Source organism: Streptomyces sp. NPDC047108 (assembly GCF_040643575.1).
Classification (GTDB): Bacteria; Actinomycetota; Actinomycetes; order Streptomycetales; family Streptomycetaceae; genus Streptomyces.
Map to the genome: position 1 here is coordinate 1 of NZ_JBEYUP010000011.1, position 24661 is coordinate 24661.

At 72.3% G+C, this 24661-nt stretch carries 23 protein-coding genes and 1 pseudogene; 12 read left to right on the top strand and 12 right to left on the bottom strand.

Annotation, left to right across the window (positions count from 1 at the left end):
- Window positions 1-733 (bottom strand): ROK family protein (locus tag ABZ822_RS21375; RefSeq protein WP_360856290.1); only part of this gene is annotated, 733 nt, incomplete at its 3' end.
- A 139-nt stretch (window positions 734-872) separates the two neighbouring features.
- Between ABZ822_RS21375 and ABZ822_RS21380 the strand changes: the two genes are divergently transcribed.
- Window positions 873-1922: a LacI family DNA-binding transcriptional regulator gene (locus ABZ822_RS21380; RefSeq protein ID WP_360856293.1), complete on the top strand. Its 1050-nt coding sequence runs from the start codon at window positions 873-875 to the stop codon at window positions 1920-1922.
- A gap of 98 nt (window positions 1923-2020) precedes the next feature.
- Here the strand turns inward: ABZ822_RS21380 and ABZ822_RS21385 are convergent, their stop codons facing one another.
- The 6 genes from ABZ822_RS21385 to ABZ822_RS21410 all read right to left on the bottom strand — a co-directional run bounded on the left by ABZ822_RS21385 (window position 2021) and on the right by ABZ822_RS21410 (window position 8876).
- Window positions 2021-3940: a protein kinase gene (locus ABZ822_RS21385; RefSeq protein ID WP_360856296.1), complete on the bottom strand. Its 1920-nt coding sequence runs from the start codon at window positions 3938-3940 to the stop codon at window positions 2021-2023.
- 198 nt (window positions 3941-4138) lie between these two features.
- Window positions 4139-5443 carry an aldolase/citrate lyase family protein gene (locus ABZ822_RS21390; protein WP_360856299.1) on the bottom strand — a complete coding sequence of 435 codons (1305 nt, stop codon included), beginning with the start codon at window positions 5441-5443 and terminating at the stop codon, window positions 4139-4141.
- A gap of 183 nt (window positions 5444-5626) precedes the next feature.
- The gene (locus ABZ822_RS21395) at window positions 5627-6589 is read right to left on the bottom strand and encodes an electron transfer flavoprotein subunit alpha/FixB family protein (protein WP_360856302.1); all 963 of its coding nucleotides are present in this window, start codon (window positions 6587-6589) and stop codon (window positions 5627-5629) included.
- A gap of 60 nt (window positions 6590-6649) precedes the next feature.
- On the bottom strand, window positions 6650-7435 hold the full coding sequence (locus tag ABZ822_RS21400) for an electron transfer flavoprotein subunit beta/FixA family protein (protein ID WP_360856305.1): 786 nt from the start codon (window positions 7433-7435) through the stop codon (window positions 6650-6652).
- Between the two features lie 245 nt (window positions 7436-7680).
- Window positions 7681-8205, bottom strand: a complete 525-nt coding sequence (locus tag ABZ822_RS21405) for a flavin reductase family protein (protein WP_360856308.1) — start codon at window positions 8203-8205, stop codon at window positions 7681-7683.
- A 245-nt stretch (window positions 8206-8450) separates the two neighbouring features.
- Window positions 8451-8876, bottom strand: coding sequence for a thioredoxin family protein (locus ABZ822_RS21410; protein WP_360856747.1), 426 nt, complete (start codon window positions 8874-8876; stop codon window positions 8451-8453).
- A 76-nt stretch (window positions 8877-8952) separates the two neighbouring features.
- On the opposite strand from ABZ822_RS21410, the gene ABZ822_RS21415 reads away from it, so the two are divergent.
- Window positions 8953-9390 carry a DUF4395 domain-containing protein gene (locus tag ABZ822_RS21415; protein WP_360856310.1) on the top strand — a complete coding sequence of 146 codons (438 nt, stop codon included), beginning with the start codon at window positions 8953-8955 and terminating at the stop codon, window positions 9388-9390.
- A gap of 190 nt (window positions 9391-9580) precedes the next feature.
- Window positions 9581-10309, top strand: coding sequence for a lysophospholipid acyltransferase family protein (locus tag ABZ822_RS21420; protein ID WP_360856314.1), 729 nt, complete (start codon window positions 9581-9583; stop codon window positions 10307-10309).
- Between the two features lie 68 nt (window positions 10310-10377).
- Here ABZ822_RS21420 and ABZ822_RS21425 read toward each other — a convergent pair whose 3' ends face one another.
- The 4 genes from ABZ822_RS21425 to ABZ822_RS21440 all read right to left on the bottom strand — a co-directional run bounded on the left by ABZ822_RS21425 (window position 10378) and on the right by ABZ822_RS21440 (window position 14472).
- Window positions 10378-11079, bottom strand: coding sequence for a phenylalanine--tRNA ligase beta subunit-related protein (locus tag ABZ822_RS21425; protein WP_360856317.1), 702 nt, complete (start codon window positions 11077-11079; stop codon window positions 10378-10380).
- Window positions 11080-11228: 149 nt separating this feature from the next.
- A complete protein-coding gene (locus ABZ822_RS21430; RefSeq protein ID WP_360856320.1) occupies window positions 11229-12317 on the bottom strand; it encodes a low specificity L-threonine aldolase in 1089 nt (362 codons plus the stop codon).
- Window positions 12296-13051 (bottom strand): SDR family NAD(P)-dependent oxidoreductase, encoded by a 756-nt coding sequence (locus tag ABZ822_RS21435; protein WP_360856750.1) that lies wholly within the window; start codon window positions 13049-13051, stop codon window positions 12296-12298. Before ABZ822_RS21435 ends, ABZ822_RS21430 begins: the two co-directional genes overlap by 22 nt.
- Window positions 13052-13074: 23 nt before the next feature.
- Window positions 13075-14472, bottom strand: coding sequence for a DUF6421 family protein (locus ABZ822_RS21440; RefSeq protein WP_360856323.1), 1398 nt, complete (start codon window positions 14470-14472; stop codon window positions 13075-13077).
- Between the two features lie 213 nt (window positions 14473-14685).
- On the opposite strand from ABZ822_RS21440, the gene ABZ822_RS21445 reads away from it, so the two are divergent.
- From ABZ822_RS21445 to ABZ822_RS21475, 7 genes and pseudogenes are all read left to right on the top strand, one after another.
- Window positions 14686-15369 carry a glycerophosphodiester phosphodiesterase family protein gene (locus ABZ822_RS21445; RefSeq protein WP_360856327.1) on the top strand — a complete coding sequence of 228 codons (684 nt, stop codon included), beginning with the start codon at window positions 14686-14688 and terminating at the stop codon, window positions 15367-15369.
- A gap of 221 nt (window positions 15370-15590) precedes the next feature.
- Window positions 15591-15977 (top strand): VOC family protein, encoded by a 387-nt coding sequence (locus ABZ822_RS21450; RefSeq protein WP_360856330.1) that lies wholly within the window; start codon window positions 15591-15593, stop codon window positions 15975-15977.
- Window positions 15978-16200: 223 nt separating this feature from the next.
- Window positions 16201-16857 carry a DUF5134 domain-containing protein gene (locus ABZ822_RS21455; RefSeq protein ID WP_360856333.1) on the top strand — a complete coding sequence of 219 codons (657 nt, stop codon included), beginning with the start codon at window positions 16201-16203 and terminating at the stop codon, window positions 16855-16857.
- A 174-nt stretch (window positions 16858-17031) separates the two neighbouring features.
- Window positions 17032-17967: a M56 family metallopeptidase gene (locus tag ABZ822_RS21460; protein ID WP_360856336.1), complete on the top strand. Its 936-nt coding sequence runs from the start codon at window positions 17032-17034 to the stop codon at window positions 17965-17967.
- A gap of 63 nt (window positions 17968-18030) precedes the next feature.
- Window positions 18031-18768: a phosphatase PAP2 family protein gene (locus ABZ822_RS21465; RefSeq protein WP_360856339.1), complete on the top strand. Its 738-nt coding sequence runs from the start codon at window positions 18031-18033 to the stop codon at window positions 18766-18768.
- Between the two features lie 80 nt (window positions 18769-18848).
- Window positions 18849-19553, top strand: a complete 705-nt coding sequence (locus ABZ822_RS21470) for an HAD-IA family hydrolase (RefSeq protein WP_360856342.1) — start codon at window positions 18849-18851, stop codon at window positions 19551-19553.
- Between the two features lie 204 nt (window positions 19554-19757).
- Window positions 19758-20366: pseudogene (locus tag ABZ822_RS21475) on the top strand (helix-turn-helix domain-containing protein); the annotation flags it as partial.
- A gap of 253 nt (window positions 20367-20619) precedes the next feature.
- Here ABZ822_RS21475 and ABZ822_RS21480 read toward each other — a convergent pair.
- Window positions 20620-22101 carry a hypothetical protein gene (locus ABZ822_RS21480; protein WP_360856345.1) on the bottom strand — a complete coding sequence of 494 codons (1482 nt, stop codon included), beginning with the start codon at window positions 22099-22101 and terminating at the stop codon, window positions 20620-20622.
- Window positions 22102-22250: 149 nt separating this feature from the next.
- Here ABZ822_RS21480 and ABZ822_RS21485 point away from each other — a divergent pair, with 149 nt between their 5' ends.
- On the top strand, window positions 22251-23048 hold the full coding sequence (locus ABZ822_RS21485; RefSeq protein WP_360856348.1) for a DUF305 domain-containing protein: 798 nt from the start codon (window positions 22251-22253) through the stop codon (window positions 23046-23048).
- 77 nt (window positions 23049-23125) lie between these two features.
- A complete protein-coding gene (locus ABZ822_RS21490) occupies window positions 23126-24649 on the top strand; it encodes an FAD-dependent oxidoreductase (RefSeq protein ID WP_360856351.1) in 1524 nt (507 codons plus the stop codon).
- Window positions 24650-24661: the final 12 nt, after the last annotated feature.

Sequence of the window (24661 nt, forward strand, 5' to 3'; positions counted from 1 at the left end):
TGGCGGTCCCGGCCACCCCCCCCCCCAGGGCTTGGCCCGCCCGCCGGAACGAGGCGAGCGCGACCTGATCCCCCGCGCGCGCGCCCGACGCGACCGCCGCGGCGGTCGCGTCGCCGTCCGGCCCCGGCCTCCAGCCGCCATCGAGCGCACGGCGGGCGATGTTCGGCCCGCTCGCTATGCGCTCCACGCACCCTCGCGCCCCGCACGGGCACGGGTCGCCGTCGAGGTCCACGCTGATGTGCCCGATGTGCCCGGCATTCCCGGTCGGGCCGGGGTGGAGCCGGTTGTCGAGGATCAGCCCGCCGCCGACGCCGGTCGAGACCACCATGCACAGCGCGTTGGCACGGCCGCGGGCCGCGCCCTGCCAGTGCTCCGCGGCCGTCATGGCGACACCGTCACCCACAAGGGTCACCGGCAGGTCGCCGGTTGCCGCCCGGACGCGGCCGACCAGCGGATAGTCCCTCCACCCCGGCACGTTCACCGGCCGGACGGTGCCCGCGGAGGCGTCGACGGGCCCCGCGCTGCCGATGCCGACGGCGGTCACCCCGCCCCAGCGCGCGTCGCCGGCGAGCTCGCCGAGCACGGCTTCCACCGCGCCCATCACGGTCTCGCCGTCCTCGCGCGCCGGGGTCGGACGCTGGGCGCGTACGAGGAGCCGCCCCTCACCGTCGACCAGCGCCCCGGCGATCTTGGTACCACCGATGTCGAGGGCGGCGACGAGGTCGTTCTGCATCGGTGTCGTCTCTCCTGGTGGGCAGCGTTCTCGACGGTTCGGTCTCAGGTTCCGGCGGTTCAGTCTCACCGCTTTTGACAACGTTGTCCAGGCCCTATGCTCATAGCGCAACCGCCCATGGACGAAGAGGAACGCGCACGTGGCCGACACCGCACCTCGCACCAAGCGCCGCTACGGCACCAGGCCGACCATGAAGGACGTCGCCGCACGCGCGGGTGTCGGCCTCAAGACGGTGTCGCGGGTGGTGAACGGCGAGCCCGGCGTCACGCCCGACACCGTCCGCCGCGTGCAGGAATCCATCGACGCCCTCGGCTTCCGGCGCAACGACAGCGCCCGCGTCCTGCGCAAGGGCCGCACCGCGAGCATCGGGCTCGTGCTGGAGGATCTCGCCGACCCGTTCTACGGCCCGATGAGCCGCGCCGTCGAGGAGACCGCACGGGCGCACGGCGCCCTCCTGATCCACGGCTCGAGCGCCGAGGACGCGGGACGCGAGCAGGAACTCGTCCTGGCGCTCTGCGCCCGCCGGGTCGACGGGCTGGTGATCGTGCCCGCCAGCGACGACCACCGCTATCTGGAGCCGGAGATCGCCGCGGGCGTGGCCACCGTGTTCGTGGACCGCCCCGCGGGCCGGATCGAGGCCGACGCGGTCCTCACGGACAGCTTCACCGGCGCGCGCGACGGCGTCGCGCACCTCATAGCCCACGGGCACCGCAGGATCGGCTTCATCGGTGACCAGCCCCGCATCCACACCGCCGCCGAGCGGCACCGCGGCTACTGCGCGGCGATGGCGTCGGCCGGCCTCCCGGTCGACGAGTCCTGGGTGGCGCTCGGCTCCACGGAACCGGAGCGCGTACGGTCCGCGGCCCGGGCGATGCTGGAGGGGCCGAACCCCGTCACCGCGCTCTTCTGCGGCAACAACCGCGTGACGGTCACCGCCGTACGCGTCCTCAACGGCTGGTTGCGGCCGGTCGCCCTCGTCGGCTTCGACGACTTCGAACTGGCCGACCTGCTCTCCCCCGCGGTCACCGTGATCGCCCAGGATTCCGCCCAGTTGGGGCGAACGGCGGCCGAGCAGCTCTTCCGCAGGCTCGAGGGCGGGGTGGCGGAAGAACCCATGAGCTTCCTCCTGCCGACGCGGCTGATCCCGCGCGGATCCGGGGAACTGCCGCCCGCCGCCGACGCCGCCTGAGACGACCGCGCTCGCGGCGCCCGGCGGTGCCCACCCCGCCCGGGACGGCGTGGGCATCCGCATGCGGATCCGCGTCCGCGTCCGCATCCGCTCACGCATCAGCAGACGGGGAGGCCGGGGACCGGTGCGTCGTTGTCCCCGCCCTTGATGTAGACGTCGCTGACGTAGACGCCCGCGTTGCCGCTGTCGTCGTCGGTCCTGGCCCACCAGACGTTCGTCCAGCGGTCGTACGTCTCGCGGCGCCCCTGCTGCTGGCAGTAGAAGTAGTTGGTGCCCTTCTGCAGCACCCCGCGCTCGCGGCCGGCCGCGTCGTAGGACGTGGCGGTGCGCCAGACCTGGCAGTTGTACTTGCCGCCGCCGATGCCGTGGCACACGGGTGCGGGAGAGGGCTCGCCGCCGCCTCCGCCCGCGCCCGCGGTGGAGCCTTCGGAGTCGCCCCCGGCGGACCCTCCGTCGCCCGAACCGCCTCCGGTCGCACCGCCGTCGGCGTCCGAGCCTCCGCCGTCGTCCGAGGCCGGGTCGTCGCCGGACTTTCCGTCCTCGCCGCCGCCCGCGGGCTGGGTGTCCGGGGACGCGGACGCGCGGTCCGACCCGTCCGCGGAGTCCGACCGCTCGGCCTTCTCTCCCACGGACCGGCCGTCGTCACCGGCCCGTTCGCCCGGTTCACGGGCGGACGACGCGGCGGCATCGGTTGCGACGGTCTCCGGCGTCCCCGAGTCGTTCATCATGACGGCGGCGGTGACGCCGGCACCGGTCAGCACCACGAGCGCGGCCACCGCGGCGAGGACGGCACGGCGACGACGCCCAGCACCCGCTTCCGGCCGCTGCCCGGTCACCAACGATCCGTCGTCCCCGGCATTCACCGCATACCCTCCGGGGTGGACGGCGGCCGGCGGCACGGACGGCTCCGGTTCCTCCGACGGACCCACGAACTCGGGCGCCGGGCCGAAACCTTGGGACGGTCCCGCCGACGCGGACTGCGCACCCGGCTCCGAAAGTTCGCCGGCCCCGGTGGCCTGTGATGCGGCCGAACCCGAGGATTCGGCCCCCACGCCCGCTCCGGCACCCGCTACCCCGCCGCCCGCGGCGCCCGGCACCGGACCGCCGAGATGCGTCGTCGCGGAGTCGCCCGCCCAGCCCTCGTACGGCCGTCCCTCCGCCACCGCCTGCAGCAGCTCGCGGGCCCGCTGCGCGTCCGGCCTCGACTGCGGGTCCTTGTGCATGAGTTCGCGCAGCACCGGCGCGAGCGGCCCGGCGCGACGGGGCTCGGGCAGTGGCTCGGCGACGATCGCGGTGAGTGTGGACCAGGTGGACGTACGGCGGAAGGGCGACGAACCCTCCACCGCCGCGTACAGCGTCGCGCCGAGCGACCAGACGTCCGATGCCGGTCCGGGGAGCTGTCCCTGCGCGCGCTCGGGCGCCAGGTAGTCCAGGGAGCCGACGATGTCGCCGCTCTGCGTCAGCCGCGTCGAGGCCCCGTCGCCCGGATCCTCCATGGTGGCGATGCCGAAGTCGGTGAGGACGACACGTCCTTCACCGCCCAGGAGGACATTGCCCGGCTTGACGTCGCGGTGCAGCACACCGGCCCGGTGGGCGGCGTCCAGCGCGTCCATGACCTTCGCGCCGATCGACGCGGCACGCCGCGGGTCGAGGACGCCTTGCTCCTGCAGGATGTCGTCCAGCGAGGGGCCGTCGATGAGTTCCATGACGATGAGCGGACGCCCCTCGTCCTCCGCGATGTCGTGGATGGCGATGACGCCCGGGTGCCGGACGCGGGCCGCCGCGCGCGCCTCGCGCTGCATCCGCAGCCGCAGATCGGCGAGTTCGGGCCCGGACGCGTCGTGGTAGGTACGCAGCTCCTTGACCGCGACCTCGCGGCCGAGTGCCTCGTCCACCGCGTGGCACACGACGCCCATCCCGCCACGCCCGAGCTGCCGCACCACGCGATAGCGGCCCGCCAGCAGTCGTTTCGCCCCGCTGTCCTGTCCGTTGCCTTGTCCGTGCTCCCCCGCCGACACTGCTGCTCCCCCGATGCTCGCCCGACGGCCCGGCCGGTGCCCGACCGCGACCGTTCCGGTCCCAGCCTAGGGGCCACCGCCCTCATCGCGTCCGGAGTCCGCACCTTCGATGCACCGATGCGCCCCCAACCGGCCACCGCGCCCCAGGAGTCGGGGCCCGCGGCCGGACCGGGAAGATACCGGGACCGGACCGGGACGTCAGCTCGCGACGGGCCGTCCGGCCAGGCCGTCGAGGTCGGTGCGGGCGAGGCCGGTGAGCCCCGTGACCTCGTCGGCGTCCAGCGCACCGCAGTCCAGGCCGCGCAGCAGATAGCCGCTCAGGGCCTTGGCGGTGGCGGGCTCGTCCATCACGTCGCCGCCCGCCCGGTTCACGTAGGCGGTGAGACGGGCCGCCGCCTGCTCCAGGCCCTCGCGGTAGAAAGCGTAGACGGCGGCGTAACGGGTCGGCAGATGGCCCGGGTGCATGTCCCAGCCCTGGTAGTAGGCGCGCGCGAGGGATCGGCGTACGAGTCCGTGGTGCAGCCGCCAGGCGTCGTGGACCTGCGAACCAGGGCCCACGGGAAGGACGTTGGTGGAGCCGTCCGAGAGACGTACGCCGGTGCCCGCGGCCGCGACCTGCATGACGGCCTTGGCGTGGTCTGCGGCCGGGTGGTCCATGGACTGATAGGCGGCGCTGACCCCGCAGGAGGCGCTGTAGTCGAACGTGCCGTAGTGCAGGCCGGTCGCGCGCCCCTCGGCCGCGTCGATCATGCGGGCGACCGTGGCCCGGCCGTCGGGCCCGAGGATCGACTGGGTCGTCTCGATCTGGATCTCGAAGCCGATCCGGCCGGGTTCGAGGCCGCGCGCTTTCTCGAACTCCTCGCAGAGCCGCACCATCGCGGTGACCTGCTCCGCGTACGTCACCTTGGGCAGAGTGAGGACGAGTCCGCCGGGCAGTCCGCCCGCGTCCATGAGCCCGGTGAGGAAGATGTCGAGGGTGCGGATGCCGCGGTCGCGGACGGCGGCCTCCATGCACTTCATGCGGATGCCCATGTACGGGGCCGCGGTGCCGGTTTCGTACGCCTCGGCCACCAGTCGGGCGGCCCGTACGGCGGCGCCGTCCTCCTCGGCGTCGGGCCGGGGGCCGTAACCGTCCTCGAAGTCGATGCGCAGGTCCTCGACGGGCTCGCGCTCCAGTTTGGCGCGCACGCGCGCGTGGACGGGCCCTGCGAGGCGGTCGTCCAGGCCGAGGACGGCAGCGAAAGAAGCGGCGTCGGGGGCGTGCTCGTCGAGGGCGGCGAGTGCCTGGTCGCCCCAGGAGCGGATGATGTCCGCGGCGAAGGCGTCGGCCGGGACGTAGACGGTGTGGACGGGCTGACGGGTGCCGGGGTCGCCGGGGAAGCGGCGGGCGAGGTCCGCGTCGACGACGGCCAGCGAGGCGCCGATCTCCTCGTGCACCGCGCCGGTGAGGCTGGTGGCCACGGCCGCGTACCGCCCCGCGCGAACGGTCTCGTCCTGCCCCATGCGACATCCCTCCGTGGTCCGCTGCACGCCGATCAACAGGCCCCGAGCCCTATCAATCAACAATCTGTTGAATGACGCTATCCGCGGGTCGGCTCACCGGTCAACACTCACTGTGCAGCCGTGAGGCCCCCGTACGCACGGCGTACGGGGGCCTCACGGCGGAACGGCCTCACGGCCCGGGGGTCAGCCCTTGCGGGTCTTGACCTCCTCGGTGAGCTGCGGGACGACCTGGAAGAGGTCGCCGACCACGCCGTAGTCGACCAGGTCGAAGATCGGAGCCTCGGCGTCCTTGTTGATGGCCACGATGGTCTTCGAGGTCTGCATGCCGGCCCGGTGCTGGATCGCACCGGAGATGCCCGCCGCGATGTAGAGCTGCGGCGAGACGGACTTACCGGTCTGGCCGACCTGGTGGGTGTGCGGGTACCAGCCGGCGTCGACCGCGGCGCGGGAGGCGCCGACGGCCGCACCGAGGCTGTCGGCCAGCGCCTCGATCAGCGGGAAGTTCTCGGCACCGTTCAGACCGCGGCCACCGGAGACCACGATCGCGGCCTCGGTCAGCTCCGGGCGGCCCGTCGACTCGCGCGGCGTGCGGGAGACGACCTTGGTGCCGGTGGACTTCTCCCCGATGGTGACGGCGAGCTGCTCGACGGTACCGGCGGCCTGGGCGGCCTCGGGCGCGGCCGAGTTGGGCTTGACCGTGACGACCGGGGTGCCCTTGGTGACACGGGACTTGGTGGTGAAGGCGGCGGCGAACACCGACTGGGTGGCCACCGGGCCCTCGTCGCCGGCCTCGAGGTCGACGGCGTCGGTGATGATGCCGGAGCCGATGCGGACGGCCAGGCGCGCGGCGATCTCCTTGCCCTCCGGGGAGGACGGCACGAGCACGGCGACCGGGGAGACGGCGTCGTACGCGGCCTGCAGCGCGTCGACCTTCGGCGCGACCAGGTAGTCGGTGAACTCGGGGGCGTCGGCGGCGAGGACCTTCACCGCGCCGTACTCGGCGAGGGTGGAGGCGGCGGAGTCGGCACCGGCGCCGAGGTGGACGGCGACGGGCTCGCCGATGCGGCGGGCCAGCGTCAGCAGCTCCAGGGTCGGCTTCTTGACGGCGCCGTCCACGTGGTCGACGTAGACGAGAACTTCAGCCATGGGATTGCTCTCCTGCGGGTGCGAAGGATCTGGGGGCGATGGGGTGGTGGCCGAAGCTGCTCAGATGAACTTCTGGCCCGCAAGGAACTCGGCCAGCTGCTTGCCGCCCTCGCCCTCGTCCTTGACGATCGTTCCGGCGGTACGGGCCGGGCGCTGCGTGGCGTCGTCGACCTTGGTCCAGGCGCCCTCGAGGCCGAGCTCGTCCGCCTCCAGGCCCAGGTCCGACAGGTCCAGGGACTCCACCGGCTTCTTCTTCGCGGCCATGATGCCCTTGAAGGAGGGGTAACGGGCCTCGCCCGACAGGTCGGTCACGGACACGACCGCCGGAAGGGAAGCCTCCAGCTCCTCGGTCGCGGCGTCGCCGTCACGGCGGCCGGTGACCTTGCCGTCGTTCACGGAGACCTCGGACAGCAGCGTCACCTGCGGCACGCCCAGGCGCTCGGAGAGAATCGCCGGGAGCACGCCCATGGTGCCGTCGGTGGAGGCCATACCGCAGATCACCAGGTCGTAGCCGATGTGCTCGATGGCCTTGGTGAGCACCAGGGAGGTGCCGAGCGCGTCGGTGCCGTGCAGGTCGTCGTCCTCGACGTGGACGGCCTTGTCGGCGCCCATGGAGAGCGCCTTGCGCAGCGCGTCGCGCGCGTCCTCGGGGCCGACGGTCAGCACGGTGATCTCCGCGTCGTCGGCGTCATCGGCGATCTGGAGGGCCTGCTCGACCGCATACTCGTCGAGCTCGGACAGCAGGCCGTCAACCGCCTCGCGGTCGGTGGTCAGGTCCTCGGCGAAGTGCCGGTCGCCGGTGGCGTCGGGCACGTACTTCACACAGACAACGATCCTCAAGCTCACGACCGGCTCTCCTACTGCATCGTCTAATTTCCGCGGGGTTCCCCACGTCAGGGCCAGGGGCCTGCCTAGTTGGCAGCATAGGCGCCTTTCGGGGCGTATCCCGGTTGGGGCGGCCCGCGCTCCGACCAGAAATATTACTCGTCAGTACAGTGTGCACTTGCCCCGTATTCAAGGCCGGTGAACTGTGACGTTCCCAACGCTCCGTAACCGGCATGCGCACCTCCACCGGGCAGTGGCGCACACGGTCAGTCCCGCAGACCCGTGAAGCGGCCGTGGTGGTGAACGAGGGGGCGCCCTGCGCCGTCCGGGTCACCCGCGACCACTTCCGCGACGACGATCCGGTGGTCGCCCGCCGGTATCCGCGCCACCACCCTGCACACCAGCCACGCCGGTACGCCGTCGAGCACGGGCACACCGTGCGGTCCCGGCCGCCAGACGGTGGGCGGTGCGAAGCGGTCGGCGCCGCTGCGGGCGAAGGTGGCGGCCAGCTCCTGCTGGTGCTCGCCCAGGACGTGGACGCCGACGTACCCCGTCCCGGCGATCACCGGCCAGCTCGAGGAGCCGGTGCCGACCCCGAAGGAGATCAGCGGCGGCTCGGCCGCCACGGAGGTGAGCGAGGTCGCGGTGAAGCCGACGGGCCGGTCTCCCTGCGCGGTGATCACGGAGACACCGGCGGCGTGCCGCCGGAAAGCGGAGCGCAGCAGATCGGAGGTGGCGAGGGCGCGGTCGACGCGCGGCGGGGACGTGCCGAGGTCGTGCGTGGCCGTCATGCAGTTGTCCTTCAGTCGTGGTCCGGGCGGGCGAGCGGGATACGTGGTGCTCAGAGCCGCCCCGGACAGCGGGCACTCGCGTGCCGCACGAGATCCACGTACGAACGTCCGTAGAGAAGGAAGACCGACTGCATCGCATCAGCGTGGCGATCCGCGAACCACCACGTCAAGCGGCCCACGGGAGATGGGACATCGATCACGCCCGTCCGCGCGGGTCACCCGGCCGTGCTGGGTATGACGCGGGCTCACCCGGCGGATGCGACCGCCTCGCCGACGGCGGCGATGACGTCCGCCTTGCGGGGCAGCCCCGCGGCGCGGCGCACGATCCGGCCTTCCGCGTCGAGCACGAGCACGGTCGGCGTCCGCAGGATGTGCAGGTCCCGTACGAGACCGAGCTGCGCCTCGGCGTCGATCTCCACATGGGCGACGCCGTCCACCATCCCGGCCACATCGGCGAGGATGCGCCGGGTGGCCCGGCAGGGCTGGCAGAACGCGCTGGAGAACTGCACGAGCGTCGCGCGCTCGCCCAGCCTCGCCCCCAGGCGGTCCGCCCCGAGCGTCACTTCGCCGTCGCGCCCGCGCACCTTCAGCCTCCCGCCGCGCCGCGTGTGCAGCAGGCCGTAGGCGCTCGCCGCCACGAGCACCGCCACGCACACCATGAGTCCGGTCATCACCGGCCTCAGCGTTCACAGGATTGCAAGAATTCCCGCGGTCGCGGACGGGTTCCGCCGGTGCATGCTGGGCGGCATGAGTGCGCGCACCGAAGCAGGCCCGGCCGGGGAGATCGACGTACGGGGACCGCGGTTCGGCGCGGCGGTGACGACCGTGGTCCTTGCCGCCGCGCTCGCCACCGGCTTCCCCTGGCTCCTGGAGTGGCAGGCACTGGCCTTCGCGGTGGGAGCGGTCGCGGGTGTGTCCCGCTCGCCCTACGGTCTGCTGTTCCGGGCGCTGGTCCGGCCGCGCCTCGCGCCGCCGCGGGAGTTCGAGCACCCGGCTCCGCCGCGCTTCGCGCAGGCCGTCGGCCTGGTGTTCACCGTGGTCGCCCTCGTCGGATTCGGCCTGGACCAGGACTGGTTGGGCCTGGCGGCCACGGCGTGCGCGCTCGCCGCCGCGTTCCTCAATGCCGTCTTCGGCTACTGCCTGGGGTGCGAGATGTACCTTTTGCTGCGCCGCTCGGTGAGCTGAGCGGGCGTCAGGGAAGGCCACCGGCCGTGTCCGTCGGCGCGCTCGACGTGACGAGGATCTCCGCGAAGGGCTGGGTGCGGGACTGGTCCGGCGCCGGGTGATGGGGCACGATCGGCGCATGCGGCAGACCTACGGCCGCGTAACTTTCGCCGGGAGAACCCTCCCCGGGCCGCGCAGAAGGGTCCCCCACATGGCAGAACTCGTCTATCCGCCGGTCGTCGGCCTCGCCCGCACCATGTTCAAGGCGCTGGATCTGCGCTTCGACATCAAGGGCACCGAGCACATTCCGCGGCGGGGCGGGGCGGTTCTGGTGAGCAATCACATCGGGTACCTGGACTTCGTCTTCTGCGGGCTGACCGCCCTGCCCGCCAAGCGCCTGGTGCGCTTCATGGCGAAGGAGTCGGTCTTCCGCCACCGCGTCTCGGGCCCGCTGATGCGGGCGATGAAGCACATTCCGGTGGACCGGGCGCAGGGCGAGCACGCGTACACGCACGCGGTGAAGGCGCTGCGTGCGGGCGAGATCGTGGGCGTGTTCCCGGAGGCGACGATCTCGCCGTCCTTCACGCTGAAGAACTTCAAGTCGGGTGCGGCGCGGATGGCGCAGGAGGCGGGCGTTCCGCTGCTGCCGATGGCGCTGTGGGGCACCCAGCGGCTGTGGACCAAGGGGCGTCCGCGCAACCTCGGCCGCAACCACATCCCCATCACGATGCGGGTCGGCGAGCCGATCACCGCGGACGCCTCCGAGACGGCGGTCAGCGTCACCGAGCGGCTGCGCCACGGGGTCCAGGATCTGCTGGAGGCCTGCCAGCGCGCCTACCCCGTACGACCCAAGGGCCCCGAGGACACCTGGTGGATCCCGGCGCACCTCGGGGGTACGGCCCCGACACCGTCGGAGGCCACGCGCCTCGACCGCCGCTGAGGCCCCCGAGCGACCCCGGAGCACCGCCGCGCCCCCTGCCGTGTGACATCGGCCAGGGGGCGTCGGCTTCAGACCGACGAGGGGACGTCGCGGATCTCGATCCGTGCGTCCGGGCACGCCGCGGCGAGCGATGCGGCGAGTTCGGCCGCCGCGGCGGCGAGTTCGCCGGACGTCATCGGCTCCATCCCCTCCAGCAGGAAGAGGGCGTCGACCGACTCCTCGGTGAGGCGGGTCCGCACGCCCTGGCGCCAGTTCCAGCGGCGGCAGGTGACCCCGCGCTCGTCGCGCCAGACGACCTCCCCGGGATCGGGGTGCTCGACGACCGGCTCGCCGCCGGCCACGGTGTCGAACGGCTCGTCGCCCACGGCCCGTACGAGCCGCATCCCGCCCTCGATGCGGCCGATGTCCTCGCCGCCCACCGGGACGAGATGGGCGACGCTGATCGCGTTGTAGAGGTCGACCAGCCGGTTGATGCGCGGCAGTCCGCCGTCGGCGAGAGCCCGGCGGGCGAGGGCCTCCGCGGAGTTGCGGGTGCGGGAGGGCTTGGAGCCGAACGCGGTGTAGGCCGTGCGCCAGGCGGCGATGTGCGGGTGCTCGTGCGGGGTGCGGCCGTCGAGGCGCTCGGCCAGCCGCCGCGCGGCGTCGTCGAGCAGCGCCGAACCCGCGTCGTCGCTCGGCCCGTTGGTCAGCCCGTACGCCTCGACGGCGAGGGGTGCGAAGCCGGGCGCGAGAGACCGGACCTCGTCGGAGACGGTGAGGGCGAGCGTCATGGACGGCCTTTCCGGGTCCTCAGGTGCGCCGGGAACAGCCCGGGTCAGCTCCATGGTCCCTGGGACCGTAAGCAGGCACCCGGACGCAAGTCAATCGAATTGCGTCCGGGTGCATACCCATCCAGGGCAGGTTCGGGACCCTTTCAGGATCAGGACTGTGTGGCGCCCATCTCCTCCGCGAGGGCCTTCGCGAAGGAGTCCACGTCGTCCTCCGTGGTGTCGAAGGCGCACATCCAGCGGACCAGCCCCGCCGCCTCGTCCCAGAAGTAGAAGCGGTAGCGCTGCTGGAGGCGCTCGGAGACCTCGTTCGGCAGCTTGGCGAAGACCGCGTTGGACTGCACGGAATACACGATCTCGACACCGTCGACCTCGCTCACCGCCTCGGCGAGGCGGCGGGCCATGGTGTTGGCGTGACGGGCGTTGCGCAGCCAGAGGTCACCGGTGAGCAGGGCCTCCAACTGCACCGACACGAAACGCATCTTGGACGGCAACTGCATGGACAGCTTGCGCACATGCTTCATCGCGCGGGCCACGTCCGGGTTGACCACCACCACGGCCTCGCCGAACAGCATGCCGTTCTTCGTCCCGCCGAGGGAGAGGATGTCCACGCCCGCCGCGTTGGTGAAGGCGCGCATCGGACGGTCCAGGGAGGCCGACGCGTTGGCCAGCCGGGAACCGTCGAGATGCACCAGCATGCCGCGCTGGTGGGCGTGGTCGCAGATCGCCCGGATCTCGTCGGTGGTGTAGACGGTGCCCAGCTCGGTGCTCTGGGTGATCGAGACGACCTGCGGCATGGCCCGGTGCTCGTCCTCCCAGCCGAACGCCTCCTGGTCGATCAGCTCCGGCGTGAGCTTGCCGTCCGGCGTCGGTACGGGCAGCAGCTTGAGACCGCCGACGCGCTCCGGCGCCCCGCACTCGTCGGTGTGGATGTGGGCGGTGGCGGAGCAGATCACTGCACCCCAGCGGTCGGTGACCGACTGGAGGGCGACGACGTTGGCGCCGGTGCCGTTGAAGACCGGGAAGGCTTCGGCCGTCGGCCCGAAGTGGCTGCGTATGACGCGCTGCAGGTGCTCGGTGTACTGGTCCTCGCCGTACGCGACCTGGTGCCCGCCGTTCGCCAGCGCGAGCGCCTCCAGGATCTCGGGGTGCGCGCCCGCGTAGTTGTCGCTGGCGAAGCCGCGCAGCTCGGGATCGTGGCGCCGCTTGGCGTCGGAGGTCACGGTTGCGGGGTCAGCCACAGGCGGTGTCCGTTCACTTCCTCGGCGGGCCGGTCCCAGACGCCGACGATGGCCTCGGCCAGATCGCTCACGTCGGTGAAGCCCGCGAACTTCGCGTTGGGACGCTCCGCGCGCATCGCGTCGTGCACCAGCGCCTTCACCACCAGGATCGCAGCCGCGGCCTGCGGGCCGCTCTCGCCCCCCTCCTTCTTGAAGGCATCGGCGAGCGCGAGGGTCCAGGCCTCGGCCGCGGCCTTGGCGGCGGCGTAGGCGGCGTTGCCCGCGGTGGGCTTGCTGGCGCCCGCCGCGCTGATCAGGACGTAGCGCCCGCGGCCGCTGCGCCCCAGCGCGTCGTGGAAGGCGAGCGAGGTGTGCTGCACGGTCCTGATGAGCAGGTTGTGCAGGTGCTCCCAGTCGGCGAGCGGGGCGTCCGCGAAGGTCTTGGAGCCGCGCCAGCCACCCACGAGGTGGACCAGGCCGTCGATCCGGCCGAACTCCTTCTCGGTGCGGTCGGCCCAGGCCCGGGTCGCGTCGGCGTCCAGCAGGTCGACGGTCTCGCCCGTGACGGTGGCCCCGCCGTGGGCGTAGCGGGCGGCGTCCACGGCCTCCACCAGCCGCGCGGGATCCGCGTCGCAGGCGACGACGGTCGCCCCGTGCTCGGCGAGACGCATCAGCGCCGCCCGCCCGGCGGGCCCTGCCGCGCCGGCCACCGCGATCACCGATCCGTCGAGGGACCCCTTGTTCTTGCTGGTCATGCCGTCCGCCTCTCGCGCCTCGGTCACGCGGCCACCTGCTGGTCACTGTGAGCAGTGATGCCCTTGGTGGAGGCGATCACGCCTTTGAGCTTCTTCTTGAGTGCCTCATAGAACATGCTCAGCGGAAACTCGTCCGGAAGCACGTCGTCCACGAGCTTGCGGGGCGGCAGCGAGACGTCGAGCGCGTCGGGCCCCTTGGCCCAGGTGGAGCCGGGATGCGGGGACAGGTACGTGGCGACGAGCTCGTACGCGGCGAACCAGTGGACGAGCTTGGGCCGGTCGATGCCCTCGCGGTACAGCTTCTCGATCTCCCCGCACAGCTCGTTGGTGACCTGCGGCGCGCGGTCCCAGTCGATGTGCAGGGTGTTGTCGGTCCAGCGGACCACGTCGTGCTGGTGCAGGTAGGCGAAGAGGAGCTGGCCGCCGAGACCGTCGTAGTTGCGCACCCGGTCGCCGGAGACCGGGAAGCGGAACATCCGGTCGAAGATCACCGCGTACTGCACGTCGCGCGCCTGGGAGAAACCTTCCGCCTCAAGCTTCACGGCCTCCTTGAAGGCGGTGAGGTCGCAGCGCAGCTCCTCCAGGCCGTACATCCAGAACGGCTGGCGCTGCTTGATCATGAAGGGGTCGAACGGCAGGTCGCCGTGGCTGTGGGTGCGGTCGTGGACCATGTCCCAGAGCACGAATGCCTGCTGGCAGCGTTCCTGGTCCCCGACCATCTCCCGGATGTCCTCGGGGAGGTCGAGCTTGAGAATGTCCACGGCGGCCTCGGTCACCCGGCGGAAGCGGGCGGCCTCGCGGTCGCAGAAGATGGCGCCCCAGGTGAAGCGCTCGGGGGCCTCGCGGACGGCGATGGTCTCCGGGAAGAGGACGGCGGAGTTGGTGTCGTAGCCGCCGGTGAAGTCCTCGAACGTGATGCCGAGGAACAGCGGGTTGTCGTAGCGGGTGCGCTCCAGCTCGGCCAGCCACTCGGGCCAGACGACGCGCAGGACGACGGCCTCGAGGTTGCGGTCCGGGTTCCCGTTCTGCGTGTACATCGGGAAGACGACGAGGTGCTGGAGCCCGTCGGCTCGGTGCTGCGCCGGGTGGAAGGCGAGCAGGGAGTCGAGGAAGTCGGGCTCGGCGAAGCCGCCCTCGGCCCACCGGCACAGGTCGGCGACGAGCGCGCGGTGGTAGTCCGCGTCGTGCGGCAGCAGCGGGGAGAGCTGCCCGATGGCCGAAATGGCGCGGTCGAGCGCGGTCTCCACCGTGGCCTGGTCGGGCGCACCCTCGGCGGCGAAGTCGATCGAGCCGTCCTTGGACTGCCAGGCCCTGATCCGCTCCACGGCATCCTTGAGCACAGGCCAGGCCGGGTGGTCGATCACGCGCTGCGCGTCGGCACCTTCACCGCCCTTGCGGTCCTGCACAAGAATTTCCGTCATAGCCCACCTTCCACGGGAGAACCTAGCGTCAAGACACCGTATGGGTACCAGGATATCCCGCACAAGCGGAGAGACCGAAAATTATCCTGCCTGACCCCCTCCTACGCAGGCGTTTTTCCCGTACGAAGGATTCTGGCGCGGCATGGGTCACAGAACGGTGAGAGCCATTAGGCTGCGGCACCGCCGGTCGACCCCGCCCGAACGGAGACATCCTTGACATTCCTCACCATCGGACACCGTGGCGTGATGGGCGTAGAGCCGGAGAACACCCTCCGGTCATTCGTACGCGCGGATCGCGAAGGCATGGACGTCATCGAGCTGGATCTCCACCTCAGCAAGGACGGCGCCCTCGTGGTCATGCACGACGCCGAGGTGGACCGGACGACGGACGGCTCGGGCCAGATCTGCGACTGCACGCTGGCGGAGCTGAGGGAGCTCGACGCCGGCCACGGCGAGCGCATCCCGGTGTTCGAGGAGGTCCTCGACGCGGTGAAGGCTCCGCTGCAGGCGGAGATCAAGGACGTCGCGGCGGCCCAGGCCCTCGCCGAGGTCATGCACCGTCGCGACCTCGTGGACCGGGTCGAGGTCATCTCGTTCCACGACGCAGCCCTGGCCGAGATCATCCGGCTGGTCCCGGGGGTGCGCACCGCCCTGGTCGCGAGCCGCTACGGCACGGACGTGGTCGACCGCGCGGTGGCCGTGGGCGCGGGCACGCTCGTGCTGAACATCCGCCGGCTGACCCTGGAGGTCGTCGAGCGCGCCCGCGCCGCCGGGCTGCGGATCGTTGGGTGGGTGGTCAACACCCAGGACCATCTGCGGCTGGTCCGCGCCCTCGGCCTGGACGGCGCCACCACCGATTTCCCGGAGATCAAGCGCACCAGCCGCTTCACCGCGTAGGCGGCGGACGGACGAGAGGCGCGCCGCGGCCGTACCGCCCCGCACAGGGGCGGCACGCCCGGCGCGTCTCCGCTTGTACGGGGTCTGAGGCTCGCTGTGCACGGGGGCTGGGGCTCGCTTTGTACGGGGGCTGGGGCTCGCTCCGAGGCCGCGGGTGAGCGGGGGGGCCGACGTGCCTGTCGCGGGTTTCCGGGCCGGTCCGTCTGCGTAGGGTCCCGTTCATGGTGCATGTACTGAGCAGCCGGATCCTTCTGCGGCCCACCGATCCGGAGCGGTCGCGGGCCTTCTACGGAGAGACGCTGGGGCTCGCGGTGTTCCGCGAGTTCGGGACGGGCCCCGAGCGCGGCACGGTGTACTTCCTCGGCAACGGCCATCTGGAGGTCTCGGGGCGGTCCGAGCGGCCGCCCGCGCCGGGGATCCAGATCTGGCTGCAGGTCGCGGACGCGGCGGCGGCCCACGAGGAGCTGGCGGCGCGGGGCGTGGAGATCCTCAGGCCGCCGGTCCAGGAACCGTGGGGGCTGATCGAGATGTGGATCGCCGACCCGGACGGGGTGCGGATCGCGGTCGTCGAGGTCCCCGAGGACCACCCGATGCGCTACCGGCCCTGAGCGACGCCTCCGGGTCACGCCCAGGGCCCCGCCCGCTCCCGTGGAGCCCGCCCCCTCCCGTAGGCCCGACCCGTCCCGTGACGGAGGAGCTGCGGCACCGCGGGCGGTCGGTGCGAGGCCCGCGGAACCGGCGCGCCCCCTCCCGTGCTCCCGTGCGCTCCCGTGCGCGACGTCCCCCGAGGGCATGCTCCCGGCGGTCTTGTCGCGTACGGGGAGGTGCGCTGTGCACGGACCGCCGCTGGTCGGCTGGTTACTGGTCGCCCTGTGCGGTGCGGCCGGAGTGTTGTGTCTGCTGCGGACCCGCGGTGGCGGCCCCGGGCAGCGGAGCGGGGCGGGCGGCGAGGCGCTGATGGGGATCGGCATGGCGGCGATGGCCGTCCCGTCCACGGTCCGCGACCCGCAGTCGTGGGACCAGCTCGTCTTCGCCGCCGTCTTCACCGCCGCCGCACTCCACGCCCTGCTGCTCGCCCGGCACGGACGTCATCATCTGCACCACGTCGTCGGCGCGCTGGCGATGGTCCACATGGCGCTGGCCCCAGGGCACTCGGGGCAGTCGGGGCAGTCGGGGCACGGAGCTCATGCCGCAGCCCAACCCGGCGCCGGCGCAGCCCTGTTGACGGCCGCCCTGCTCGTCTACTTCGCGGTGTACGTCCTGCGGACGGGCATCGCCCTCGTACCGCCCGCCGCAGGGACCGGTGCGGGGACCGGTGCGGGCGCGGCGCCTCTCGGCGCCCCCTGCGCCGGACGGCTGCCTCCACCGCCTCCGGCGTCTCCGACGGACCCGCCGGGGCGCACCCGCTGGGCGCACCATCCCGAGCTGGCCACGGCGTGCCGGGTGTCGATGGGCATGGGCATGTTCGCGATGCTCCTGGCCGTCTGAGGGCGTCCGAGAACCCGCCGCACCGGCTGGGACCGGCCGAGCCCCGACCCTCCGTGACCTCTCCGGGCGCGTCCCCGCACCCGGGACCGCGAGTTCCGCGCACCTGCCGTGGTGTCCGTCACTTCGCCGTCGTTGCCATACCTGCCGGTAGCCCCCGCTCGTAGGCTGGCGGGCATGATGCTCCCGCTCGCGCTGCTCGCACTCGGCGGGCTCGCCGCGGCCGTCGGCCCCCGTCTCCTGGCCCGCGCCGAGTGGCCGGACCGCGAACCCGTGCTGGCGCTGTGGGTCTGGCAGTGCGTCGTCGCGGCGGTGCTGCTGTGCTGCGCGCTCGCGATGGCGCTCAGCGCGGCCGCCACATGGGGAGCCGTACGGGGGCACGTGTTCGCCCCGGCGCCCAGCGGCGTGGTCGAGGCGTACGCCCTGCAGGGTTACGGTCCCTGGGCCGGTGCCATGGCCGCCGTGCTCGCGTGCGGCGGGGCGTGGACCGCGGCGATGCTGACCCGCGAGGTGCGCACGGCCCGCGCACAGCGCAAGCGGCAGCGCAGGGAACTGCTCGTGCGCTCCCCCCGGCTGCCCGGCGAGGTGGAGGCGGGTGACCGCCTCGTGGTCCTCGAGGGAGAGCGGCCCGGCGCCTGGTGGATGCCCGGCGCGGCCCCCCGGCTGGTCATCACCACCGCGGCGCTGCGGCGGCTCAACCGGCGCCAGCTCGACGCCGTACTCGCCCACGAGCAGGGGCACCAGCGGGCGCGCCACGACTGGCTGCTGTACTGCTCGTCCGCCCTGGCGAAGGGGTTCCCGCAGGTGCCGGTGTTCGCCGGGTTCCGCGACGAGATGCACCGGCTGGTCGAGCTGGCGGCCGACGACGTGGCCTCACGCCGCTTCGGACGGCTGACGATCGCCCTGGCCCTGGTCCAACTCAACGAGGACCGCGGGGTGTTCGGGCCCTGTCCCACACCGCACGCTGAGGTCCCGCGCCGCGTCGACCGGCTGCTGGCCGCCCCGTCCCGCCTCACCCCCGCGCGCAGGCTGCGGCTCACCGCCGCCGCGGCGTTCGTCCCCGTGGTCCCGCTGCTGGTCACGCTGGTCCCCGCCCTCGGCGTGCTGCGCTGACCTTACGGGGCCGTGCACGTGCTGAGTTGGCGATCCGCCCCGGCCGTCCGCGAAGATCTCCGCATGGAAGCGCCACCTCCCCGCCGCCCCACCGTCCCTCTCCGGGTCGCCGGGATCACCGGCCTGCTGGGCACGGTCGTCCTGGCCCTGGTCGCGGCCGACTGGACGCCGTTGCTCACCTGGGACCGCACGGTCGCCGTCGATCTGCACGACTCCGCGGTCGACCACCCCGGCTGGACCCGCGCCAACCGCGTCCTGACGGACTGGGTGTGGGATCCGTGGACCGTACGCGCCCTGCTCGTCTCCGCCGCACTGTGGTTCCTCTGGCGGGGCGACCGCGTGACTGCCGTGTGCGTCCTGATCGCGACGGCCGCCGGTTCCGCGCTGCAGCAGGCACTGAAGTTCGCGGTCGGGCGCGAACGTCCGCACTGGCCCGACCCCGTGGCCACCGCGCACTACTCGGCCTTCCCCTCGGGGCATTCCATGACGGCGGCGCTGGGCTGTGCGCTGCTGTGGTGGCTGGCGCTGCGGGCGGGCGCGAAGGGGTGGTGGCTGTGGGGTGCGACGGCCCTCGCCGCGATCTCGGTCGCAGGTGTGGGGTTCACCCGGCTGTACGTGGGTGTCCACTGGTTCTCGGACGTGCTCGCGGGCTCGCTCTTCGGGGTGGCGCTGGCCGCGCTGACGGCTGCCGCCTGCACCTGGTGGGGGCCTTCGGGCGCCGCGAGCGGTCCGGCGGCAGCCGGAGGTGATCCGGCGGACAGCGGCGGGGGCGCGCCTCCGGAAACGCCGGAGACGACATAGACGACGTGGACGACGTGGACGACGTGGACGACGTGGCCTGCACGGGACGCGGCGGGCAGGACACGGAAAGGACTTCGAGCATGGCGATCAGCGGCGTGCTGTTCGACTTCTCCGGGACGCTCTTCCGCGTCGAACCGACCGAGTCCTGGCTTCGGACCGTCCTCGGCCGCGCCGGCATCGCCGCCGGCGAGGAGGAACTGCGCCACTGGGCCGGGCGACTGGAGCGAGCGGGAGCCCTCCCGGGCGGCGCCTCGCCCATCACCGTCCCGGACCGCCTCGCATCGGTGTGGGCCGAGCGGGACAGCAGTGCCGAGGCTCATCGCGCCGCGTTCACGGGGGTGGCGCGTGAGGCGGGCATCCCCTGGCCCGAGCTCTACGGACCGCTGTACGACCGGCACATGGAGCCCGCCGCCTGGTCGCCCTACCCCGACGCGGCGGAGGTGCTGAAGGCACTGCGTGACCGCGGCGTGCGCACCGCCGTGGTCAGCAACATCGGCTGGGACCTCCGGCCGGTCTTCCGCGCCCACGGCCTCGACGCACTCGTCGACGCCTACGTCCTGTCGTACGAGCACGGGGTGCAGAAGCCGGACGCGCGGCTCTTCCGGTCGGCCTGCGAGGCGATCGGGGCGGCGCCGCGGGAGGTGCTGATGGTCGGGGACGACCGGCGCGCCGACGGCGGTGCCTCCCAACTGGGCTGCACCGTGCACCTCGTGGACCATCTGCCGGTGGAGCGGCGGCCCGCGGGCCTGCGGCCCGTACTGGAGCAGGTCGGTGCGCAGCGGTGACGGAAGGGGGCGTGAAAGGGCGTCGATCCGGGGGCCGTTCGGCCCGGACCGGCTGACAACGATGTCCCCGCGAAGGTCGCCGTCTCGGGCGATCCCCCGCGTCGCCCGAGACGGCGGATGCTTCGAAAGCCCCTGTGAACAGGGGCGATTCCGAAGGCACACTGAGTATATTGGCTCGTAGCCAGTCAACGCAGGAGTTACAGGATGTCCCCGCGCAGCGCAGCGGTCAATGAAGAGTTGCGCCGGCGTTCCCGGGAGCGGCTGCTGCAGGCGACGGTCGACCTGATCGGGGAACGCGGATTCCAGGCGACGACGCTCGCCGACATCGCCGATCGCGCGGGCGCCGCCCGCGGGCTGGTCTCGTACTACTTCCCCGGGAAGCGCCAGCTTCTCCAGTCGGCCGTCCACTGGCTCATGCACCGGGAGTTGGAGGCCGCGCTGGAGCGGGAACCGCGGGCCGACGACGGACGCGAGCGGCTGGCGCGCGCGATCGACACCCTTCTCGGTGTCGCGGCCGAGCGGCCGATGCTGATGCGCACGCACATGGCCGGCATCCTCGCGGAGGGCGGGTTCGTGCAGTGCCCCGATCAGCAGCGGCTCGCCGGGCTGCTCCGGGACACGATCGAGCGCTACGGCTCGTCCGATCCCGCCGCCGACTACACGATGCTGCGCGCGCTGCTGATGGGCGCGGTCTTCGCCCTGCTCATCCCGGGCGCACCGATGCCCCTGGCCCGGCTGCGCGCGGAGTTGTTCCAGCGGTACGGGCTCGCGTGGGAGCTGGGCAGCCCGCCGGGCGACGAGCCGCCCGGCGGGCCGACGGTCCGCGCGGCGGAACAGGTGAGCACGCCCGAACCGGCCGCGGGGGCGGGGGCGATCGAGGGTTCCGCTGCCGCCGGGGGTCCGGATGCCGTACCGGGTTCCGGGAGGAGCGGGGGCTCCGGCGCGGTCCGGGGCGCCGACGCCGTCCGGGGCCCCGACGCGGTCACCGCCGTGGAGACGGTGGCCGCGCCGGAGACGGTGCCCGCGTCGGACACCTGACCGCGCCGGAGCCGGAACCCCGTTCCCGTCAGAGGTAGTCGGGCTGGGTCTGGACGTTGAGCTCCTTCATCCGGACCCACTTGGCCGGGTCCGTCCGCCGGTCGTCGATCCGGAGGACGTCGAAGCCCTTGGCGATGTCGTTCGAGTAGATGTAGCCGTTGTAGTAGTACGCCGACCACGAACCACCGCCGACGAGCGTGTCCGCGGAGATCGGACCGCGCTCGAAGTAGCCGATCTCCTTCGGCCGCTTGGAGTCGGTGAAGTCCCAGATGGACACGCCGCCCTGGTACCACGCCTGGACCATGATGTCGCGGCCCTTCACCGGGATGAGCGAGCCGTTGTGGGCCACGCAGTTCTCGGTGTCGGCCTGGTGCCGGGGGATCTTGTAGTAGCTGCGGAAGGCGAGCTTGCGGTGGTCGCCCTTGCTGGTGATGTCGTAGATGCCGTCGGCGCCGCGGTTCGGCCCGGTCGCCTCGTTGCACGTGGGCGCGCCGCCACCGCCGAGCTCATCGGTGAAGACGACCTTGTTGCCGCGCTCGTTGAAGGTCGCGGAGTGCCAGAAGGCGAAGTTGACGTTGTCCTGCACCCGGTCGATCACCCGTGGTTTCTCGGGTCGTGAGATGTCGAACAGGATGCCGTCACCCATGCACGCACCCGCCGCCAGCTTCAGCTCGGGGAAGGTCGTGATGTCGTGGCACCCGGTGGTCTGGGAGACGCCGGGGTTGGTGGACCCACCCGGGTTGCCGCCGTCCGGGAAGAGCACGGGGAAGTTCACCACGGCCGACGCCTCGGGCGCGTTCCGCGGCACCTTGATGACCGAGATGCCGTCGTGCGGCGGCTTGCAGTCGGGGAAGGTCTCGCTCGGCGAGTACGAGGAGACGTAGATGTAGACGTTGCGGCGCTCGGGCACCAGGGTGTGGGTGTGCGAACCGCAGGCGGTCTCGACGGCGGCGACGTACTTCGGGTTGCGCTTGTCGCTGATGTCGAAGATCTTCATGCCCTCCCAGGAGGACTTCTCGGTCGCGGGCTGCGTGGTGCTGCTGCACGAGTCGTCCCTGCGCGAGGAGTCCGTGGAGAGGAAGAGCAGATCGCCGGAGACCGTGATGTCGTTCTGCGACCCCGGGCACAGCACCTGGCTCACCGTCTTGGGGGCCTTGGGGTTGCTGACGTCGAAGATGCGGAAGCCGTCGTAATTGCCGGCGAAGGCGTACTTGCCCTGGAACGCCAGGTCCGAATTGGTCCCGGGGAGCGCGTCCTTGGGGATGTTGGCCAGATGGGAAACGTTGTCGCTGTGGACCACTTCGTCCACGGGGGGTATCTCGCCGTCCTCGATGGCGGCTCTCGTATCGGCGGCTTCGCTCGAGCTCACGCGTTCCCGTGCAGTGGGCCCGTCCCCCGGGTCGGGGGTCGCGACCGCGGGTGCAGCGGCAAGGAACGAAGCGATCAGGCCGAATGCGGCCGCCGCCACGCCGAGACGTCTGCGCCGCACGCGGGTGGTGTGCAACGACATCTGCGTCCTCCCTGGTGTCCGTTCGGTGGTGAACGGTTCTCGGACCCCGGCAGTATCGCTGCTCGCATGTACACAACAACAGGTGTCAATGAACATGTAAAAAACGAAGGCGATCAGCGATAGTCGCTGACGTGCCCGGACAGCTCCGAATGATCCGCACTTCTCAGGAGGTCGCAGTGATCCACCGCCGCAGAAGATCGCACGTCCGCGTCCTGGCCGCCACGACGACCGTCCTCGCCGCCGTACTGGCCCTGGGCGGCTGCGAGTCGGACGGTGGGGACGCCGACGCGCAGGGCAAGGAGCCCTCGGTGGTGGCGCCCGGCAAGCCGGGTGAGGCGGCGGAGACCCTGTCGGCGCAGGAGGCGAAGAAGGCCGTCGGCGACGACACCCCCAACTCGGCCGATTTCTCCTATGCGCAGCGGATGATCGAGCACCATCAGCAGGCCCTGACGATGACCGCTCTCGTCGAGGACCGGGCGGAGTCGCAACGCGTGAAGCGCGTGGCCGAACGCATCTCGGCGGCCCAGGGACCCGAGGTCAAGGCCATGAAGGGCTGGCTGGCCCAGCACGACGGGAAGGGCGAACACAGCGGGGACAAAGGCTCGGACGGCCACGGGGAACACGGGGAGGACGGGAAGCACGAGGAGCACGGGGAGCACGGCACGGGGGGCGAGGACGCGAACACCGGCGGCAGCGCGGACGAGCACGCGGGCCACGGCTCCATGCCCGGCATGGCCACGGAGGAGCAGCTCGACCGGCTGCGCGCGGCGAAGGGCCCCGGCTTCGACGCGCTGTTCCTGAAGCTGATGATCACCCACCACCAGGGCGCGGTCACCATGGCCACGGAGGTGCTCTCCGAAGGCGACAACATCCTCGTCGAGGAGATGGCGAACGACGTCATCGCGCAGCAGACGAGTGAGATCAACCGCATGCGAGGGATGCGCTAGAGACGTGGCGGCAGGGCACCTCCCGCCCGGCGCGCCCCGGTGCGATGCTGGAATCACCCTGCGGGAAGGAGCCCGCCGTGCTTCGCGTCGCCGTCGTCGGTTCAGGTCCGAGTGGGGTCTACACCGCGCAGTCCCTCGTCGAGCAGCAGGCCGAACCGGACGTGCGGGTGCATGTGCTGGACCGGCTGCCCTGCCCGTACGGCCTGGTGAGGTACGGCGTCGCGCCCGACCACGAGAAGATCAAGTCGCTGCAGAACAACCTGCGTACCGTCCTCGACCACCCCGCCGTCTCCTTCCTCGGCAACGTGCACATCGGGGAGGGCGGGCTGGGCGCGGAGGAATTGCACGAGCTGTACCACGCGGTCGTCTACTGCGTGGGCGCGGCGACCGACCGGCATCTGGGCATCCCGGGCGAGACGCTGCGGGGCAGCTTTTCGGCCACCGACTTCGTCGCCTGGTACAGCGCCCACCCCGACGCCGCGACCCACCGGTTCCCGCTCGACGGACCGGCGGCGGTCGTCATCGGCGTGGGGAACGTGGCGGTGGACGTCACCCGTGTCCTCGCGCGGTCGGTGGACGACCTGGCGCCCACCGACATGCCGCAGGGGCCACTCGGCGCGCTCGCCGACAGCCGTATCAGCGACGTGTACATGGTGGGCCGCCGCGGGCCCTCCCAGGCGAAGTTCACGACGAAGGAACTCCGCGAACTCGGGGCCCTGAACGGCGCCGAGGTCGTGGTGCGGCCGGAGGAGCTGGCGCTGGACCCGGCGTTCGCCGACCCGTCGGGACTGCCCGCCGTGAACCGGCGCAACGTCGAGGTGCTGCGGACCTGGGCCGCGCGGCCGCAGCCCGAGGGCGGCGGCCGCCGTATCCATCTCCGGTTCTTCCTGCGCCCGGTGGCGGTGCTCGCGGGGCCGGACGGCGAGAGCGTGGCGGGCGTACGGTTCGAGCGGACGGTGCCGGACGGGCACGGCGGGGTGACGGGAACCGGCACGTACGAGGAGATCGCCGCCGGGACGGTGCTGCGGTCCGTGGGCTACCGGGGCGTGCCGTTGCCGGGCCTTCCCTTCGACGCGGAGCGCGGGACGGTGCCGAACGAGGAAGGGCGTGTGCTGCGGGACGGCGCGCCCGCGCCCGGGGAGTACGTCGCGGGGTGGATCAAGCGCGGCCCGACCGGGGTCATCGGCACCAACAGGCCGTGCGCGAAGCAGACCGCGGCCTCGGTGCTGGCGGACGCGGGGTCGCTGATGGCCCGGCGCGTACCGGACGACGCGGTGGAGGAGTTGCGGAGGCTGGGGCAGGCGCCCGTCGAGTGGCCGGGTTGGCAGGGCATCGAGACGGCGGAGGCGGCGCTCGGCAGGTCGCTCGGGCGTACGGTCGTGAAGATCCCGGACTGGGCGGGGCTGCTTGCTGCCGCGGCGGCGGGTACGGCGAACGGCGCGAGCACGGCGGGCACCGTCCGGAGTGCGGCAGGCACCGTCGGGAGCGCGCCGGGCACCGGGACGGAGGCGGGCGCGCAGGGCGCGGACGCACAAGGCACGGACTCACAGGGCGCCGGCGCACGAGGTCCGGGCCAGGAGACGGCGGGCGCGGGAGGCTGACCTCCAGCGAGG

Coding starts and splice junctions, on each gene's coding strand:
- ABZ822_RS21390 (WP_360856299.1), bottom strand. CDS start 5,443: ATGGGGCAGGACGAGACCGTTCGCGCGGGGCGGTACGCGGCCGTGGCC.
- ABZ822_RS21395 (WP_360856302.1), bottom strand. CDS start 6,589: ATGGCTGAAGTTCTCGTCTACGTCGACCACGTGGACGGCGCCGTCAAG.
- ABZ822_RS21405 (WP_360856308.1), bottom strand. CDS start 8,205: ATGACGGCCACGCACGACCTCGGCACGTCCCCGCCGCGCGTCGACCGC.
- ABZ822_RS21410 (WP_360856747.1), bottom strand. CDS start 8,876: ATGACCGGACTCATGGTGTGCGTGGCGGTGCTCGTGGCGGCGAGCGCC.
- ABZ822_RS21415 (WP_360856310.1), top strand. CDS start 8,953: ATGAGTGCGCGCACCGAAGCAGGCCCGGCCGGGGAGATCGACGTACGG.
- ABZ822_RS21420 (WP_360856314.1), top strand. CDS start 9,581: ATGGCAGAACTCGTCTATCCGCCGGTCGTCGGCCTCGCCCGCACCATG.
- ABZ822_RS21425 (WP_360856317.1), bottom strand. CDS start 11,079: ATGACGCTCGCCCTCACCGTCTCCGACGAGGTCCGGTCTCTCGCGCCC.
- ABZ822_RS21435 (WP_360856750.1), bottom strand. CDS start 13,051: ATGACCAGCAAGAACAAGGGGTCCCTCGACGGATCGGTGATCGCGGTG.
- ABZ822_RS21440 (WP_360856323.1), bottom strand. CDS start 14,472: ATGACGGAAATTCTTGTGCAGGACCGCAAGGGCGGTGAAGGTGCCGAC.
- ABZ822_RS21450 (WP_360856330.1), top strand. CDS start 15,591: ATGGTGCATGTACTGAGCAGCCGGATCCTTCTGCGGCCCACCGATCCG.
- ABZ822_RS21460 (WP_360856336.1), top strand. CDS start 17,032: ATGATGCTCCCGCTCGCGCTGCTCGCACTCGGCGGGCTCGCCGCGGCC.
- ABZ822_RS21465 (WP_360856339.1), top strand. CDS start 18,031: ATGGAAGCGCCACCTCCCCGCCGCCCCACCGTCCCTCTCCGGGTCGCC.
- ABZ822_RS21470 (WP_360856342.1), top strand. CDS start 18,849: ATGGCGATCAGCGGCGTGCTGTTCGACTTCTCCGGGACGCTCTTCCGC.
- ABZ822_RS21480 (WP_360856345.1), bottom strand. CDS start 22,101: ATGTCGTTGCACACCACCCGCGTGCGGCGCAGACGTCTCGGCGTGGCG.
- ABZ822_RS21485 (WP_360856348.1), top strand. CDS start 22,251: ATGATCCGCACTTCTCAGGAGGTCGCAGTGATCCACCGCCGCAGAAGA.